We start from the raw sequence: 14,641 nt of genomic DNA, 5'->3' as shown, positions 1-14,641 counted from the left end.
TTGATCCTTTCCTACGGGCCTACGGGCTCGCGCAGCCCGAGATGGGAGCGCAGCGTGGCCCCCTGGTATTCCGTGCGGTACGCGCCGCGCTCCTGGAGCAGCGGCACGACCTGGTCGACGAAGTCGTCGAGCCCGCCGGGCGTCAGGTGCGGCACGAGTATGAAGCCGTCGGCGGCGTCGGTGCGCACCGCCTCCGTCAGGTCGGCGGCGACCGAATCGGCGGTGCCGATGAACGACTGGCGGGCGGTGGTCTCGATGACGGTCTGGCGGATGGAGAGTCCCTTGGCCTCGGACAGGGCCCGCCACTTCGCGGCGACGGCGAAGGGGTCGGCGATCCGCACCCGGCCCTGGACCAGGCCGGAGTCCGGGACGGGGTCGATGTCGGGCAGCGGCCCGTCCGGGTCGTACGCGGAGAGGTCCACGCCCCACACCTGTTCGAGGGCGAGGATCGCGTTCTGCGGGGAGACCTGCGCGCGGCGGATCTCGGTGGCCTTCTCCTGCGCCTCGGCCGCGGTGTCGCCGAGGACGTAGGTGACCCCGGGCATGATCTTCAGGTCCTCGGGCCGCCGCCCGTACGCGGCGAGGCGGCCCTTCACGTCGGCGTAGAAGGCCCGTCCCGCCTCCGGGGTGCCGTGCCGCGTGAAGATCACGTCGGCGGCGGACGCGGCGAACTCGCGCCCCTCCGAGGAGTCGCCCGCCTGGATGACGACGGGGTGGCCCTGCGGCGAGCGCGGCACGGTGAACTCGCCCTCGACGGAGAAGTGCTGCCCGTGGTGGGCGAAGGGCCGCCGGCGTCCGTCGGGCGTCCAGGAGTCCCACAGCTCGCGCGCCGTCGCGAGGAACTCGGCGGCGCGGGTGTACCGGTACCGGTCGGCCCGGTCGAGGTAGCCGCCGCGCCGGAAGTTCTCGCCGGTGAAGGCGTCCGAGGTGGTGACCACGTTCCAGGCGGCGCGGCCCGCGCTGAGGTGGTCGAGGGAGGCGAACCTGCGGGCCAGTTCGTAGGGCTCGTTGAAGGTCGCGTTCACCGTGCCCGCGAGGCCCAGGCGCTCGGTGACGGCGGCGAGCGCGGTCAGGACGGTGAGCGACTCGGGCCGTCCGACCACGTCGAGGTCGTGGATGCGTCCGTTGTGCTCGCGCAGCCGCAGGCCCTCGGCGAGGAAGAAAAAGTCGAAGAGGCCGCGCTCGGCGGTGCGGGCGAGGGCCGCGAAGGACGAGAAGTCGATGTGCGAGCCGGACCGGGGGTCCGACCAGACGGTGGTGCTGTTGACGCCCGGGAAGTGGGCGGCCAGGTGCACCTGTTTGGGTCGCTGTGTCATGAGGGCTCCCCCGCGAGCGCGGCGTGACGGTTGACGGGCCGGGCGAGCCCCAGGTGCTCGCGGAGCGTGCTGCCCGGGTAGAAGGTGCGGAACAGGCCGCGGTGCTGGAGCAGCGCGACGGTGCCGTTGACGAGCCGCTCCAGGTCACGGCGCGGTTCGACGGGCGTGAGGTGGAAGCCGTCGACGGCGCCCGCGCGGTGCCAGTCGGCGATGAGCTCGGCGAGGTCGACGGGCCCGCCCCGGTAGGAGGGCCCCTCGGCGGTGGGCAGCGGCCCGCCCCCGTGCCCGGGTTCCGCCGCGTGCTCACCGCCGCCGAGGTCGACGACCAGAGCGGCGAACACGCGCAGCGTCCGCGGGTCGCGCCCGGACCGTGCGGCCAGGGCCCGCAGTTCGGCGCGTGCGGCGTCGGCGCGCTCGGCCGACGCGGCCCGGACGAGGGCGACGTCGGCGTGCCGGGCCGCGGTCCCGCGGGCCTCCGGCGCGGTGGCGTCGACGACGCGTACCGGGTGGCCCTGCGGCGGTCTCGGCACGATGGAGGGGCCGCGCACCGAGAAGCCGCGCCCGCGGAAGTCGACGTAGTGCAGCTTGTCCCGGTCGATGAAGCGGCCGGTCGCCACGTCCCGTATCTCCGCGTCGTCCTCCCAGCTGTCCCAGAGCCGGGCGGCGACGTCGGCGACCTCGCCGGCCTCGTCCCACAGCCGGTCCAGGGGCGCGGCGCCGCGCCGCCCGAAGAGGCGGGCCTCGGCCTCGGTCGCCGACACGTCGAGGGCCCAGCCGGCCCGGCCGTGGCTGACCCAGTCGAGGGTGGCCACGGAGGCCTGGACGTGGAACGGCTCGGTGTGCGTGGTCGTGACGGTCGGCACGAGCCCGACGCGTCCGGTGCGGGGCGCGATCGAGGCGGCCACCGCGAGCGCGTCGAGCCCGGGGCGCGCGAAGGAGTCCGTGAGGGTCACGAAGTCCAGCGAGCCGCGTTCGGCGAGCAGCGCGAGCTCGGCGTAGGAGTCGGCCGGGGAGCTCGCGGGGGGCGCGGTCTGGTCGATGGCCGCGGCGAGGTGGAGGGGTCCGCGGCCGATGGGTCCGGTCATCAGCAAACCTTTCCGGGGCCGCGCGCCGCCGGGACGGCGTGCGGCCCCAACGGTGGGGGTACGGCGCTACGGCTTCGGCAGGCCCGGCGGGTTGATCCGGGAGGTCTTGACGGCCTCGCTGGACAGTCCCCAGCGCTTCAGCACCTTGGCGTAACTGCCGTCCTTGATCACGTGGTTGAGCGCGGCGGCGTAGGCGTCGACGAGGCCGCTGTCCTTCTTCGTGGTGGCGGCGATCTCTCCCTGGAGCGCGTCGCCGGCGCCCGAGAGCCGGCCGACGATCTTCGTCTGGCCGGCCGAGGCGACGTGGTAGGCGGCCGACGGGTTGGGGCCGAGGTAGGCGTCGATGCGGCCGGACTGCAGCGCCAGGTAGTAGTCGGAGTCCTTCTGGAAGTACTTGATGTCGACCGGCTTGCGCCCGGCCTTCTCGTTCTGCTTGCTCCAGTCGACGAGGATCTTCTCCTGGTTGGTGCCGGAGGAGACCGCGATCGACTTGCCCGCCACGTCGGCGGGCCCGTCGACCTTCCAGTCGACGTCCTTCTTCGCCTCGAAGGCGATGTTGTCGAGGCGGTAGGTGGCGAAGTCGTACTTCTCCTTGCGCTCCTCGGTCACCGTGACGTTGCCGAAGACGCCGTCGAACTTCCCGCTGTCCAGGCCGACGAAGAGGTTCTCCCAGGAGACCTGCTCGAAGGCGGGCTTCAGGCCGAGGGTGTCGGCGACGAGGACCGCGAGGTCGACCTCGGAGCCGATGCGGGTCTTGTCGTCGGTGGCGTAGAAGCCGAGGGGCGCGGTCGAGTCGGCGCCGCCGCCGAGCCGCAGCGTGCCGCGGGCGCGCACCTTCGCGGGGACGAGCGCGGCGATGGAGCCGACCTTCTTGCCGCGTACCCGGTGCTGGTCGGGGCCGATGTTGATGCTGCCGACCTTCTTGGTGCCGGGCCTGCCGCCGCCGGTCGCGGCGTCGCTGTCCCCGCCGCAGGCGCTGAGCAGCGGCGCGGCGGTCAGCAGGGCGAGGGCGGCGGCGAGGGCGGTGCGTCGGGAGTGCATGCGGTGGCTCCTAGAGGACCTTGGAGAGGAAGGCGCGCGTGCGGTCGTGCCGCGGCCTGTCGAGTACGTCGGCGGGGGTGCCCTGCTCCACGACCCGGCCGTCGTCCATGAAGACGACGGTGTCGGCCACCTCACGGGCGAAGCCGATCTCGTGGGTGACGACGATCATCGTGGTGCCCTGCCGGGCCAGGTCCTTGATGACGTCGAGGACCTCGCCGACCAGTTCGGGGTCGAGGGCCGAGGTCGGCTCGTCGAAGAGGAGCAGCTTCGGCTCCAGGGCGAGGGCGCGGGCGATCGCGACGCGCTGCTGCTGGCCGCCGGAGAGCTGGCGGGGGTAGGCGCCCGCCTTGTCGTCGAGTCCGACCCGGGCGAGCAGCTCGCGGGCCGACGCCTCCGCCGCGGCGCGCGGCCGCTTGAGGGCGGAGACCGGCGCCTCGACGACGTTCTCCAGGACGGTGAGGTGGGGAAAGAGGTTGAAGTTCTGGAAGACGAAGCCGATCCGGGTGCGCTGCTTGAGCACCTCGCGCTCGCGCAGCTCGTACAGCTTGTCCCCGGAGCGCCGGTAGCCGACGAGCGCCCCGTCGACGCTGACCCAGCCCGCGTCCACCTTCTCCAGGTGGTTGATGGTGCGCAGCAGCGTCGACTTGCCGGACCCGGACGGGCCGAGGACGACGGTGACCTCGCCCTTGCCGACCTGGAGGTCGACGCCCTTGAGCACCTCCAGGGAGCCGAACGACTTGTGCACGGACCGCAGTTCGACCATGGGCGGGCCGGGTGTGCCGGGTGACGTGCTGGCGGACACGGCGTCCGCGGCCTGCGCGCTCATCGCGTGGCCCCTTTCGAGAAGTGACGTTCGACGTAGTGCTGGAGGACGGAGAGCGCGCTGGTCAGGAGGATGTACCAGACGGTGGCGACCATCAGGAGCGGCACGACTCGGCCGTTGCGGCCGTAGATGACCTGCACCTGGTAGAAGAGCTCGCCGATCGCCATCACGGAGACGATGGAGGTGCCCTTGAAGAGGGAGATGATCTCGTTGGCGGCGTTGGGCAGGATCGACCGCATCGCCTGGGGCAGGACGATCCTGCGCAGCTGCCGCAGCCGCGGGATGCCGAGCGCGGCCGCCGCCTCCAACTGGCCGCTGTCGACGGCGAGTACGCCCGCGCGCACGATCTCGGCCGCGTAGGCGGCCTGGTGCAGGGCGAGGCCGAGGACGGCGGCGCTCATCGCGCCGACGAGCCCCATGGTGTCGAAGGAGAAGAAGCCGGGCCCGAAGGGGATGCCGAACTGCAGCTCCTTGTAGAGGTAGGCGAGGTTGAACCAGAACAGCAGTTGCACGATGAGCGGGATCGAACGGAACGCCCAGATGTAGGCGAAGGCCACCGACTTCAGGAAGGGGCTCGCGGAGAGCCGCATGAAGGCGAGGACCACGCCGAGGGCGAAGCCGATCGCCGTGCCGTAGAAGGTCAGCTGGAGGGTGACCCAGACCGCCTTGAGGATGACGTCGGCGGTGAAGAACTCGGCGAACACCTCCCATTCCCAGGCGGAGTTGGTGACGAGGCCGTGCGCGAACTGCACGAGCAGGACGGCGGTCGCGGCGACGGCGGCCCACCGCCAGGGGTGGCGGACGGGCACGACCCTGAGCGCCGCGTAGTCGTCGTCGGGTGGCGCGGCGGCGGGGTCGCCCTTGCTCAGGGGTGGGTCACTGGTCAGGGAAGACATGGGTTCCTCGGGGCTCAGGCCGTGCGCAGGAAGTCGAGTACGGCGCGTGCGGTGGCGTCGTTCTGGCGGAAGGTGGGGCTGTTGGTGCGCGGCCGGGTGAAGGCGCCGGCGCCGCGCGCGTCGGTGTGCGGCCCGAGCGCGAAGCGGCGTGGGTGCGGGGTGCCGCCGCCGTCGAGGATCCGCCCGTCGGCGGGGTCGACGGCGAGCAGGCCCGCCGCGGTCGACGCGGCCCCTTCGGCGTGCAGGGCGCGCAGCAGCGGGTCGCGGGTGCGGGCGAGGGTGGGCTGGGGCAGCCGCGCCTCGACGAGGGCGCGGGCCTCGGTGACCTGGCCGGGCAGGGTGGGGCTGTGCGCGCGGAACACCCCGTCCTCGGCGCGCACCTGGACGTCGGCGCCGAGGAACCGCACGACGCCGGCGCGCGAGAGGGCGAGCAGCTGGCGCAGCCGGGGGCCGGGCGGGCCGGACGCGAGGTAGCTGAAGAAGCCGTGCCACCAGGTGCCGACGTCGCCGAGCCGCACCAATTGGCCGTAGACGGACAGGAGTCCGAGGAAGACGGCGAGGTCGGTGCTGTGGGCGGGGTCGTGCCGGCGGGCGAGGTCGTCGGCGATGTGGCCGCGCAGTCCGTCCTGCAGCGCCTCGTAGGAGGTGTGGCGCACTCCGGCCAGGGGGTGGTCGAGGGCGGTGAGGTCGATCCGGTCGGCGGGGTCGGGGACGGCGGAGGCGACGAGGGCGTCGAGCGCGGGGCTGCCGGGTTCGCAGGCCTCGTACTTCTCGTCGAAGTCGGTCCAGGCGATCCGGGTGCGTTCGGGGTGGGCGGTGAACAGGCGGTGGTAGTGGGCGAAGCCGAGTTCCTTCTCGACGAGCGGCCAGACGTCCCGGCGGAAGTCGGGGCCGCCGGGCAGCGCGAGGAGGGCGTCGATCTGGGCCGGGCCCAGGTGGCGGGGCAGCGGGGGCCGTTCGCCGGTCCAGTCGTAGCCGATCTTCGAGTGGTACGGGACGCCGCGCCGGGAGCCGACGTACAGGACGGGCTCGCGGCCCGAGGGCAGATAGGTGTCGCCCTCGTACCGGCCGCCGCGGCCCTCGGTGAGCAGCACCATGAGGTCGACGAAGGCGAGGCCGAAGCCGCGCACGAGCACGGGGGCGCCGGGCGCGAGCCGGGACAGGTCGCTGTCGGCGGTGAAGTCGGGCGGCAGGTGCACGAGCCCGTTCCGCTCGGCGTAGGCGGCCAACTCCGTCTGTTCCTCGTCGAGTTCGGCGTCCAGATGCCCCTGGGCGAGGATGACGAGGTCGGCGGTGAGGGGCGTGGCGGCGCCTTCGAGGACGACGCTCTGGAGGGTGTCGCGCCCACCGGTGACGCGCAGCGCCCGGCGCGCGTGGTGGTGGACGACGACGCCCTCGGGCAGGGCGGCGACGGCCTTCTCGTACACCCAGCGCATATAGGCGCTCTGCTCGCGGCGGCCGAGGAAGTCCCGGCCGTCGCGCCCGGACCACTCGTGCAGGGCGGGCCCCGGCAGCACCGGGCCCGTCACCTCCACGGTGTCGTCGGTGAACATCGTGACGTCCTGGGCCTGGGAGTTCATCCAGAGCAGCGGCGACTGGTCGTGCCGCCAGATGCGGCCGCCGCCCGGCGGGTAGGGGTCGACGAGGTGGATGTCGAGGCCGCGCACCGCGCCGTCCCGGGAACTCCCGTACAGGTCGGGTGCGTTGGCGGCGATGCGCTCCAGGATCCCGGTGGCGCGCGGTCCCGCGCCGACGATCACCAGGGACGGGCGGGGCGGTGCCCCGGCCGGGCTCATCGGGCACGCTCCGAGCCGCGCGCGTAGTGCCGCTCGACGTAGTACTGGCCGACGCTGAGCACCGAGGTGACCACGACGTACCAGAGGGTGGCGACCATGAGGAGCGGGATGACCTGGTAGGTGCGGTGGTAGACGAGCTGCACGGAGTAGAGCAGGTCCTGCACGGCGATGACGGAGACGATCGAGGTGCCCTTGAGGGTGCCGATCAGCATGTTCCCCGCGGGCGGCACGATGGACCGCATGGCCTGCGGCAGCACGATCCGGCGCAGCCTGCGCCACCGTCCGAGGCCGAGCGACTGGGCGGCCTCGACCTGCCCGCGGTCGACGGAGAGGATGCCGCCGCGCACCACTTCGGCGGCGTAGGCGGCCTCGTGCAGGGTCAGTCCGACGACGGCGATGGTGACGGGCCCGAGCAGGTTCACCGTCTTCACGCCGAACAGCTCGGGGTACAGGGCGCCGATGTTGAACCAGAAGAGCAGCTGGACCAGGATCGGCATCGACCGGAAGAACCAGACGTAGCCCCAGCCGACGGATCGCAGCACGGGGTTGGCGGAGAGCCTGGCCACGGCGAGCAGGGTGCCGAGCGCGAAGCCGAGCACCATGACGAGGGCGGTCAGCCAGAGCGTGAGCCAGAGGCCGCGCAGCACGGACGCCGTGGTGAAGTAGTCGGCGACCACGTCCCATTGGAACGCCTCATTGCGGACGACGGAGGTGGCGGCGAGCGCGAGCAGGACCAGGACGGCGACGGCCGCCGTCCACTGGCCCACGCGGGGCCGGGGCACGATGCGCGGCACGGCCTCGACGTCGACGGGATCCGGGGGCGTAGGGGTGCTCGCGATGTTCGCGAGGGTGTCGGAAGACATGCGGAAGGCTCCGTGGATACAGGAGATCGAACACGGGTGGCGCCTTCACATGGACCGAGCCCCTCAGCACGCTCCGTTCCCGACAGTACGGTGCGGCTCACGTGCGCTGTCAAGGCTGTCCAGGATGTGAGCCCTACGTCTCACGGCAGTTGACGCGGAAACGGATGCCTGTTCCACTTGGCCCATGCATCCGCAGCAGTGGCTGGTCACGCGCTCCCACATCGACTTCGGTCGAGTGTGGTCGGCGTCTTGTTGATGTCCTCCTGAGCCGACCCCCTGCGCCTTTCGCACTCCTGATCTCCTGAGCCCGCCCGGTGTCCGCCGGGTCGGCTCCCCGTGCCCGGGCCGGCTCCGTGCGTTCCTCGCGCCCTCCGCGCTCTTCCCGTACGACGGCCGTGCACCCGCACGCCGTTGCCCTCGCCTTCACACGCGCACTCCGCCGCCCCGTCCTTCGCGGGCGACGGCCCCTCCCCTCGTACTCCCCTCGTACGACCGCTTCGCCCTGCCCTGCCGAGCTGGAGACCGTCACGCCATGAGCACGCCCCTGCCCTCCCGCCGCCTGCCCGCGGCCTTCGCCCTGATCACCGTCGCCGCGCTCGCCCTGACCGCCTGCGGTTCCGGCGACGCCGCGGACACCGCGGGCGGCGCCGCCCCCGCGGGCAAGAACGCCGAGATCCCCACCACCGACGTGGTCGCGAAGGTCGGGAAGGACCCGGCGGCGGCCCGTCTGCTGCCCGCCGACGTGCGCGAGCGGGGCACCTTGTCCCTCGCCTCCGCGGTCGGCGGCACCCCGCCCGGCGCGCTCTACCTGGAGGACGGCAAGACCGTCGTCGGCCAGGACATCGACTTCGCGGACGCCGTGGCCAAGGTGCTCGGCCTCCGCCTCAAGCGCGAGGCCGCGAGCTTCGAGGCGATCCTGCCCGCCCTGGGCAGCGGGAAGTACGACCTGGGCACGGGCAACTTCGGCGTGACCGACGAGCGCCGCAGGACCATCGACTTCGTCACGTACATCAACGACGGGCAGGGCTTCGCCGTCCGCAAGGACAGCAAGCTGACGAAGGTCACCGACTTCGAGCAGCTGTGCGGCCTGAACGTGGCGACCGGCGCGGGCACCACCTTCGAGGTGACGCTCCAGGACAACAAGCACGTCTGCGCGGACGCGGGCAAGAAGCCCTACAGCGTGAAGACCTACGCGGAGCAGGGCGCGATCTGGGCCGCGCTGCAGCAGGGCCGCGCCGACGTGGTGATGTCCACGATCAACGGGCTGCGGTACGCCGTGAAGCAGCAGGAGGGCCTGAAGTTCCTCGGCGAGTACCACCGGCTCGACGTCGGCTTCGCCTTCAAGAAGCACACGAAGCTGGCGCCCGCGTTCCGGGCGGCGGTCGACCGCCTGATCAAGGACGGCACCTACGACCGCATCCTGAAGAAGTGGGGCACGCAGGGCTCGGCGATCGAGAAGTCACAGATCTCGCCCCCGGAGATCAAGGACTAGGGCCCCGGGCCCGGGCCTCCGGACGACGGCCCCTAGCCCCCGCAGTCGCAGCAGGAACAGCAGTCGCAGCAGTCACCGCATCCGCCGTCGCAGTTGCAGTCGTTGCAGCAGCCCTCGCGCCGCTTGCGCGACCAGGCGCCCTCGTAGTGGTCCGCGCAGCACACCTTGCAGGTGCAGCAGAGACCGACGGCGACGGCGCACCCGGCCCAGAAGCCGCGCCTGCCGGGCTTCGGGGGCGGCGGGTCGAAGGCGGGCCCGCCGCCGAAGCCGACCGGACCACCGGGCCCGCCCGGCCCGCCGGGCACACCGCCTCCGTACGGGTTGCCTCCCCCGTACGGATTCTGCGGGCCGTACGGACCACCGGAGGGGTGTCCGTACGGCCCGCCCTGCCGCGGCGCGCCGTGACCGGCCCCCTGCGGCGGCCCGAAGGCCCCGCCCTGATGCGCCGTCACCTGGTGCCGGTGGGCGCACCCGTCGGTCCCGAAGGCCCGGTCGATCGAGGTGCCCAGCTCGTGCGCGAGCAGCAGGTGGGCCAGCTTGCCGTCGGTGAACTCGGTGTCGCGCAGGGCGAGCCGGACGCCGTGCAGCGCGTCGTCGGCCAGGCGGCGGGCCTCGGCCAGGGAGGTGCCGGTGGCGGTGAGCGGGTTCCAGGCGCCCGACGCGGCGTCGGCGTGCCGGTCCTCCACGGCGTCGAGCAGGTGGGCGAGGCGGCCGAAGAGGCGGCCCGCCTCGGCGAGCGGGGCCACGTTGCCGGGCCGCCCGGCCAGCACCGCGGTGTGCGCGAAGGCCGCGGCGGTCGCCGTCTCGGTCGGCTCGGTGACCGCGAGCAGCGAGGTGCCGGGCCCGGCCAAGGACTCGACGCCGGCCTGCCGTTCGACGGCGTCCACCAGGACCGCCGTGTCGAAGCCCAGGTCGGCGCCGGTGCGTGCGCCCGCCCGGTCCCAGGTGCGGGCCACCCGGCGGGCGGCGGCGGCCACCGGCCTGCGCGCCAGGAGCCCGTCGCCGTCGACGACATGGTCACGGACCTTGGCGGAGGCGAGGACCAGCGAGACGGCCGCGGCGAGCCGTGCGCCCTCGCCCCGGGCCACGGAGGCGGTCCGCATGCCGCGCAGCGGACAGGGCCCCGCGGTGCGCCGCCACCCCGTGGACCGCTCGGCCTGAGCCTCCGTCAGAACCGAGACGATGAGCCCGTCGTAGTTGGTCACGACCCGGGCGAACTGGCCGTGGTCCCCGCGCAGCGCGAGGCAGAGCCCGCACAGGTGCGCCATCCACTGGGTCCTGAGCCCCTCACCCAGGCGATGACTGCAGGGCCTGACGATTCCGAACAAGACGACTCCCCCGAGAGGCCCGGATCCGATCAACTCCGGCATCGTAGCGAGCACCTCGTTCACCCGTACGCACCGCCCGTCACCCATACGCCGTGAAGAATCATATTTCACTCACTGTCAGCAGCCGTACACAGCACGACCCTTGGAGCACAACGCACATCGGCGTGTTGACTGTGCACCAGTACCGTCACGAAAACCCCGCGCGGCGACTATCCACTTGGCGCATCATCCGCATCATGGACGACGATAGGAATGCGGAACTCAGGGAAACCGCTGCGAGAGGAGGCGTCCATGGGATCGGTGCGCAAGGCGAGTGCCTGGCTTGGCCTCGTCGACGACAACAACGACGAGCGTTACTACGACGACGGCTACGACGACGACCGGACTGAGGGGCCCGACCAGTCGGAGGCCTGGGTCACCGACCCGCGGGTGCGGGTGGCGACCGAGTCCGCCGAGGAGGGGGGCCGCCGGATCGGGACCGTGACCCCGGACAGCTTCCGGGACGCACGCGGCATCGGTGAGCTCTTCCGGGACGGCGTCCCGGTCATCATGAACCTCACGTCCATGGAGCCCACCGACGCCAAGCGCGTGGTCGACTTCGCGGCGGGCCTCACCTTCGGCCTGCGCGGTTCGATCGAGCGGGTGGCGACGCGGGTCTTCCTGCTCACGCCCGCGAACACCCAGATCGTGAACGGCGAGCCCGGAAGCCGCCCGTCGGACGGCTTCTTCAACCAGAGCTAGGGCAGGGTCGCTCACCGGAGCCCTGGCCGGTCACCGGAGCACCGGCCACCGGAGCACCGGTCACCGGAAGGCGTCGAGACCGGTGAGCGCCTTGCCCAGCACCAGCTGATGCATCTCCACGGTGCCCTCGTAGGTGAGCACCGACTCCAAGTTCGTCGCGTGCCGCATGACGGGGTACTCCAGCGAGATCCCGTTCGCGCCCAGGATGGTCCTGGCGGTGCGGCAGATCTCGATCGCTTCGCGGGTGTTGTTGAGCTTGCCGAAGCTGATCTGCTCGGGACGGAGCCTGCCCGCGTCCAGGCGCCGGCCCAGATGGTGGGCGAGCAGGATGCCCTTGTGCAGCTCGACCGCCATGTCGGCGAGCTTGGCCTGCGTGAGCTGGAAGCCGCCGATGGGGCGGCCGAACTGCTCGCGCGTCTTCGCGTACCGCACGGCCGCCTCGAAGGAGGAGCGGGCCGCGCCCATGGCACCCCAGACGATGCCGTAGCGCGCGTGGGACAGACAGCTCAGCGGGCCCTTGAGGCCGACGACCTCGGGCAGCACGGCGTCGGCGGGCAGCCGCACCTCGTCGAGGACCAGCTCGCTGGTGACGCTCGCGCGCAGCGACCACTTGTGCCGGATCTCCGGCGCGGAGAAGCCGGGGGCGTCGGTCGGCACGACGAATCCCCTGACGCCCTCGTCGGTCTGCGCCCAGACGACGGCGACCCCGGCCACCGAGCCGTTGGTGATCCACATCTTGCGGCCGGTCAGCACCCAGTCCGTGCCGTCCTTCTTGGCGTGCGTCCGCATCGACCCCGGGTCGGAGCCGATGTCGGGCTCGGTCAGGCCGAAGCAGCCGATGGTCCCGCCCGCGGCCATGCCCGGCAGCCAGCGCTGCTTCTGCTCCTCGGAGCCGAAGCGGTGGATGGCGTACATGGCGAGGGAGCCCTGCACGGAGACGAGCGAGCGGATGCCGGAGTCGGCGGCCTCCAGCTCCAGACAGGCCAGGCCGTACTGGACGGCGGTGGCGCCCGCGCAGCCGTAGCCCTCCAGGGACATTCCGAGGGCCCCGATGGAGCCGAGCTCACGGGCCAGCTCCCGGATGCCGGGCAGCTCGCCCCGCTCGTACCAGTCGGCGATGTGCGGCATGACCCGGTCGGTCGCCCAGGTGCGGACGGTGTCCCGGATCGCGAGGTCCTCGGGGTCGAGGAGGTCGTCGACGCCGAGCGGGTCGGCGGGGTCGAAGGGCGGCAGCGGGCTGCGGTCACGTGCGGACATGCGGGCCTCCGGCACAGAAAACTAGCGCTGATAGTTACCAACAACTCGCGCCGACGTTACGACGAGCCCTCCCCCACGTCCAGCACGCCCGGCACGCGGTGCCCGGCCGGGCCGAGGAGCTCACGCGTCGACGGACGAGCCGGCCCGCATCCCCGCGGTGTCCCGGGGGCCGGGAACCCCCGCGGCCCCCCGCTCCGGCGAAGCAGGGGCAGACGCCGAGGCGGAGGCAGCGGTCCCACAGTCCATCCCCCGCGGCAGCTTCAGCGCCGCCACCGCCCCGACCAGCAAGAGCCCCGCGCTGACCAGCAGGGTCACATGCAGCCCGTGCACGAAGGAGTCCCGTGCCGCGGCCCGCAGGGCGGCCCCGGCCCCGCCGTCGAGCCGCGCGGCGACCTCGTACGCCTCCCCTAGCGAGTGCCCCGCCGCAGCGCTCTGCGCGGCGGACACCCCCGGTACGGAGGAGAGTCCCGGCGCGTACGCCGCGTTCATGACGCTGCCGAGCAGCGCGATGCCGATGCCCGCGCCGAGCTGGTAGGACGTCTCTCCGATCGCGGCCGCCCCGCCCGCCTGCGCCGGCGGCGCCTCGCTGAGCATCGACTCGTACGCCCCGAAGAGCGTCGTCTCCAGGCCGAAGCCGAGCAGGACGAAGCCGACCAGGAGCAGCACGTCGTTGGCGTGCGCGCCCATGCCGGTGAGCAGGACGACGGCCAGGGCGGTGAGGCAGAACCCGGCGCAGACCATGGTCCGCGGCCCGAGGCCGCCGAGCATCTTGGACCCGGCGAGCCCCGCGGCCATCGCCGCGACGGTCAGCGGCAGCAGCCGCAGTCCCGTCTCCAGCGGCGACAGGCCGAGCACCAGCTGCAGGTACTGCGCGGCGATGAGCTCCAGGCCGACGAGGGCGAGCATGGCCAGGACGATGCAGCCGACCGACGTGCTGAAGGCGGGCCTGGCGAACATCGACAGGTCGACCAGGGGGTGCTTGCGCCGCCGCTGTCTGCGGACGAAGCCGACGAGCAGGGCGCCGCCCAGGGCGACGGAGAGCAGGGTGGTCAGGCCGAAGGGGTCCTCGCCGCCGCCGAGCCGCTTCACCCCGAGCACGAGGCCGAAGAGCCCGGCCGCGGCCATCAGCGCGCCGACCACGTCCCACGGCCCGTTCCTGTCCCCGGTGGACTCGGGCAGCAGCCAGCGCCCGACGGGCAGGCTGACCAGCATCAGCGGGATGTTTATGAGGAAGACCGAGCCCCACCAGAAGTGCTCGAGGAGGAACCCGCCGAGCAGCGGTCCGACGGCCGCGCCGACGGCGGCCACCGCGCTCCACAGCCCGATGGCGACGGCCCGCTCGCGCCGGTCGGGGAAGACCTGGCGCAGGATCGACAGCGTCGCCGGCATGATCATCGCGCCGCCGACGCCGAGCAGCGCCCGGGCGGCGATCAGGACCTGCGCGTTGTCGGCGAGAGCCGCGACGGCGGAGGCGACGCCGAAGAGGGCGTAGCCGAGCAGCAGGACGCGTCTGCGGCCGACGCGGTCGCCGAGCGTGCCGAAGAGGATGAGGAGCGAGGCGCAGACCAGCGGGTAGATGTCGACGATCCACAGCAGCTCGATCGCGCCGGGCCTGAGGTCCTCGGTGACCGCGGGCACCGCGACGTGCAGCACGGTGGCGTCGACGGCGACGAGCAGCAGGCTGACGCAGAGGACGACGAGCACGACCCAGCGGTTGGCCCCGGCACCGGCCCCGGATCCCCGACGGCTCTGCGGTGCTGCGGCCGTGGTCGTCCCGGACATGTGCGTACCTCCCAGTGATCTCGCATCGGCGGCCTGCGGGAGGTGAACTCCCAGCTCCGGCGGCGCGGACAAGGCGAGTGAGCCGTCAGCGTACGCGAGTACGCGCCGGGGGCGCGTGGCGGACCTCTCATGGTTGTGCGGATGCGGTGTGGCATGCGCCACGCCCGCGCGGTCCGGCCCCGCCCCGCCGAGGCGTCCCGGCGCGCCGACGGCCGATAATC

At 72.7% G+C, this 14,641-nt stretch carries 12 protein-coding genes; 2 read left to right on the top strand and 10 right to left on the bottom strand.

Translation table 11 applies throughout. The features are described 5' to 3' along the window. Window positions 1-11 precede the first annotated feature (11 nt). The 7 genes from ACFYXE_RS35375 to ACFYXE_RS35345 form a co-directional block, all read right to left on the bottom strand. Window positions 12-1,316 (bottom strand): NtaA/DmoA family FMN-dependent monooxygenase, encoded by a 1,305-nt coding sequence (locus tag ACFYXE_RS35375; protein WP_389319712.1) that lies wholly within the window; start codon window positions 1,314-1,316, stop codon window positions 12-14. Then, window positions 1,313-2,401, bottom strand: a complete 1,089-nt coding sequence (locus tag ACFYXE_RS35370) for an LLM class flavin-dependent oxidoreductase (protein ID WP_389319709.1) — start codon at window positions 2,399-2,401, stop codon at window positions 1,313-1,315. The genes ACFYXE_RS35375 and ACFYXE_RS35370 overlap by 4 nt, the downstream gene beginning before the upstream one ends. A 66-nt stretch (window positions 2,402-2,467) precedes the next feature. Beyond that, entirely contained in the window at window positions 2,468-3,442 is a 975-nt protein-coding gene (locus ACFYXE_RS35365; protein WP_389319707.1) for an ABC transporter substrate-binding protein, read from the bottom strand. 10 nt (window positions 3,443-3,452) lie between these two features. Beyond that, the gene (locus ACFYXE_RS35360) at window positions 3,453-4,205 is read right to left on the bottom strand and encodes an amino acid ABC transporter ATP-binding protein (protein ID WP_389319895.1); all 753 of its coding nucleotides are present in this window, start codon (window positions 4,203-4,205) and stop codon (window positions 3,453-3,455) included. A 59-nt stretch (window positions 4,206-4,264) separates the two neighbouring features. Beyond that, window positions 4,265-5,161, bottom strand: a complete 897-nt coding sequence (locus ACFYXE_RS35355) for an amino acid ABC transporter permease (RefSeq protein WP_389319705.1) — start codon at window positions 5,159-5,161, stop codon at window positions 4,265-4,267. A gap of 14 nt (window positions 5,162-5,175) precedes the next feature. Then, window positions 5,176-6,957: an FAD/NAD(P)-binding protein gene (locus ACFYXE_RS35350; protein WP_389319703.1), complete on the bottom strand. Its 1,782-nt coding sequence runs from the start codon at window positions 6,955-6,957 to the stop codon at window positions 5,176-5,178. Next, a complete protein-coding gene (locus ACFYXE_RS35345; RefSeq protein ID WP_389319701.1) occupies window positions 6,954-7,820 on the bottom strand; it encodes an amino acid ABC transporter permease in 867 nt (288 codons plus the stop codon). The genes ACFYXE_RS35350 and ACFYXE_RS35345 overlap by 4 nt, the downstream gene beginning before the upstream one ends. 532 nt (window positions 7,821-8,352) lie before the next feature. On the opposite strand from ACFYXE_RS35345, the gene ACFYXE_RS35340 reads away from it, so the two are divergent. Continuing rightward, window positions 8,353-9,312 carry an ABC transporter substrate-binding protein gene (locus ACFYXE_RS35340; protein WP_389319699.1) on the top strand — a complete coding sequence of 320 codons (960 nt, stop codon included), beginning with the start codon at window positions 8,353-8,355 and terminating at the stop codon, window positions 9,310-9,312. A 32-nt stretch (window positions 9,313-9,344) separates the two neighbouring features. Here ACFYXE_RS35340 and ACFYXE_RS35335 read toward each other — a convergent pair whose 3' ends face one another. Then, the gene (locus ACFYXE_RS35335; protein WP_389319697.1) at window positions 9,345-10,640 is read right to left on the bottom strand and encodes a DUF5685 family protein; all 1,296 of its coding nucleotides are present in this window, start codon (window positions 10,638-10,640) and stop codon (window positions 9,345-9,347) included. Between the two features lie 291 nt (window positions 10,641-10,931). Between ACFYXE_RS35335 and ACFYXE_RS35330 the strand changes: the two genes are divergently transcribed. Beyond that, window positions 10,932-11,381, top strand: a complete 450-nt coding sequence (locus ACFYXE_RS35330; RefSeq protein WP_389319695.1) for a cell division protein SepF — start codon at window positions 10,932-10,934, stop codon at window positions 11,379-11,381. Window positions 11,382-11,441: 60 nt separating this feature from the next. Here ACFYXE_RS35330 and ACFYXE_RS35325 read toward each other — a convergent pair whose 3' ends face one another. Continuing rightward, window positions 11,442-12,638: an acyl-CoA dehydrogenase family protein gene (locus tag ACFYXE_RS35325; protein WP_389319693.1), complete on the bottom strand. Its 1,197-nt coding sequence runs from the start codon at window positions 12,636-12,638 to the stop codon at window positions 11,442-11,444. A 120-nt stretch (window positions 12,639-12,758) separates the two neighbouring features. Continuing rightward, on the bottom strand, window positions 12,759-14,420 hold the full coding sequence (locus tag ACFYXE_RS35320) for an MFS transporter (protein WP_389319691.1): 1,662 nt from the start codon (window positions 14,418-14,420) through the stop codon (window positions 12,759-12,761). Window positions 14,421-14,641: the final 221 nt, after the last annotated feature.

It is taken from the genome of Streptomyces sp. NPDC002564, from assembly GCF_042889645.1.
Classification (GTDB): Bacteria; Actinomycetota; Actinomycetes; order Streptomycetales; family Streptomycetaceae; genus Streptomyces.
The sequence above is the reverse complement of the archived record's forward strand: the minus strand, read 5'-3'. Positions and strand labels throughout refer to the sequence as shown.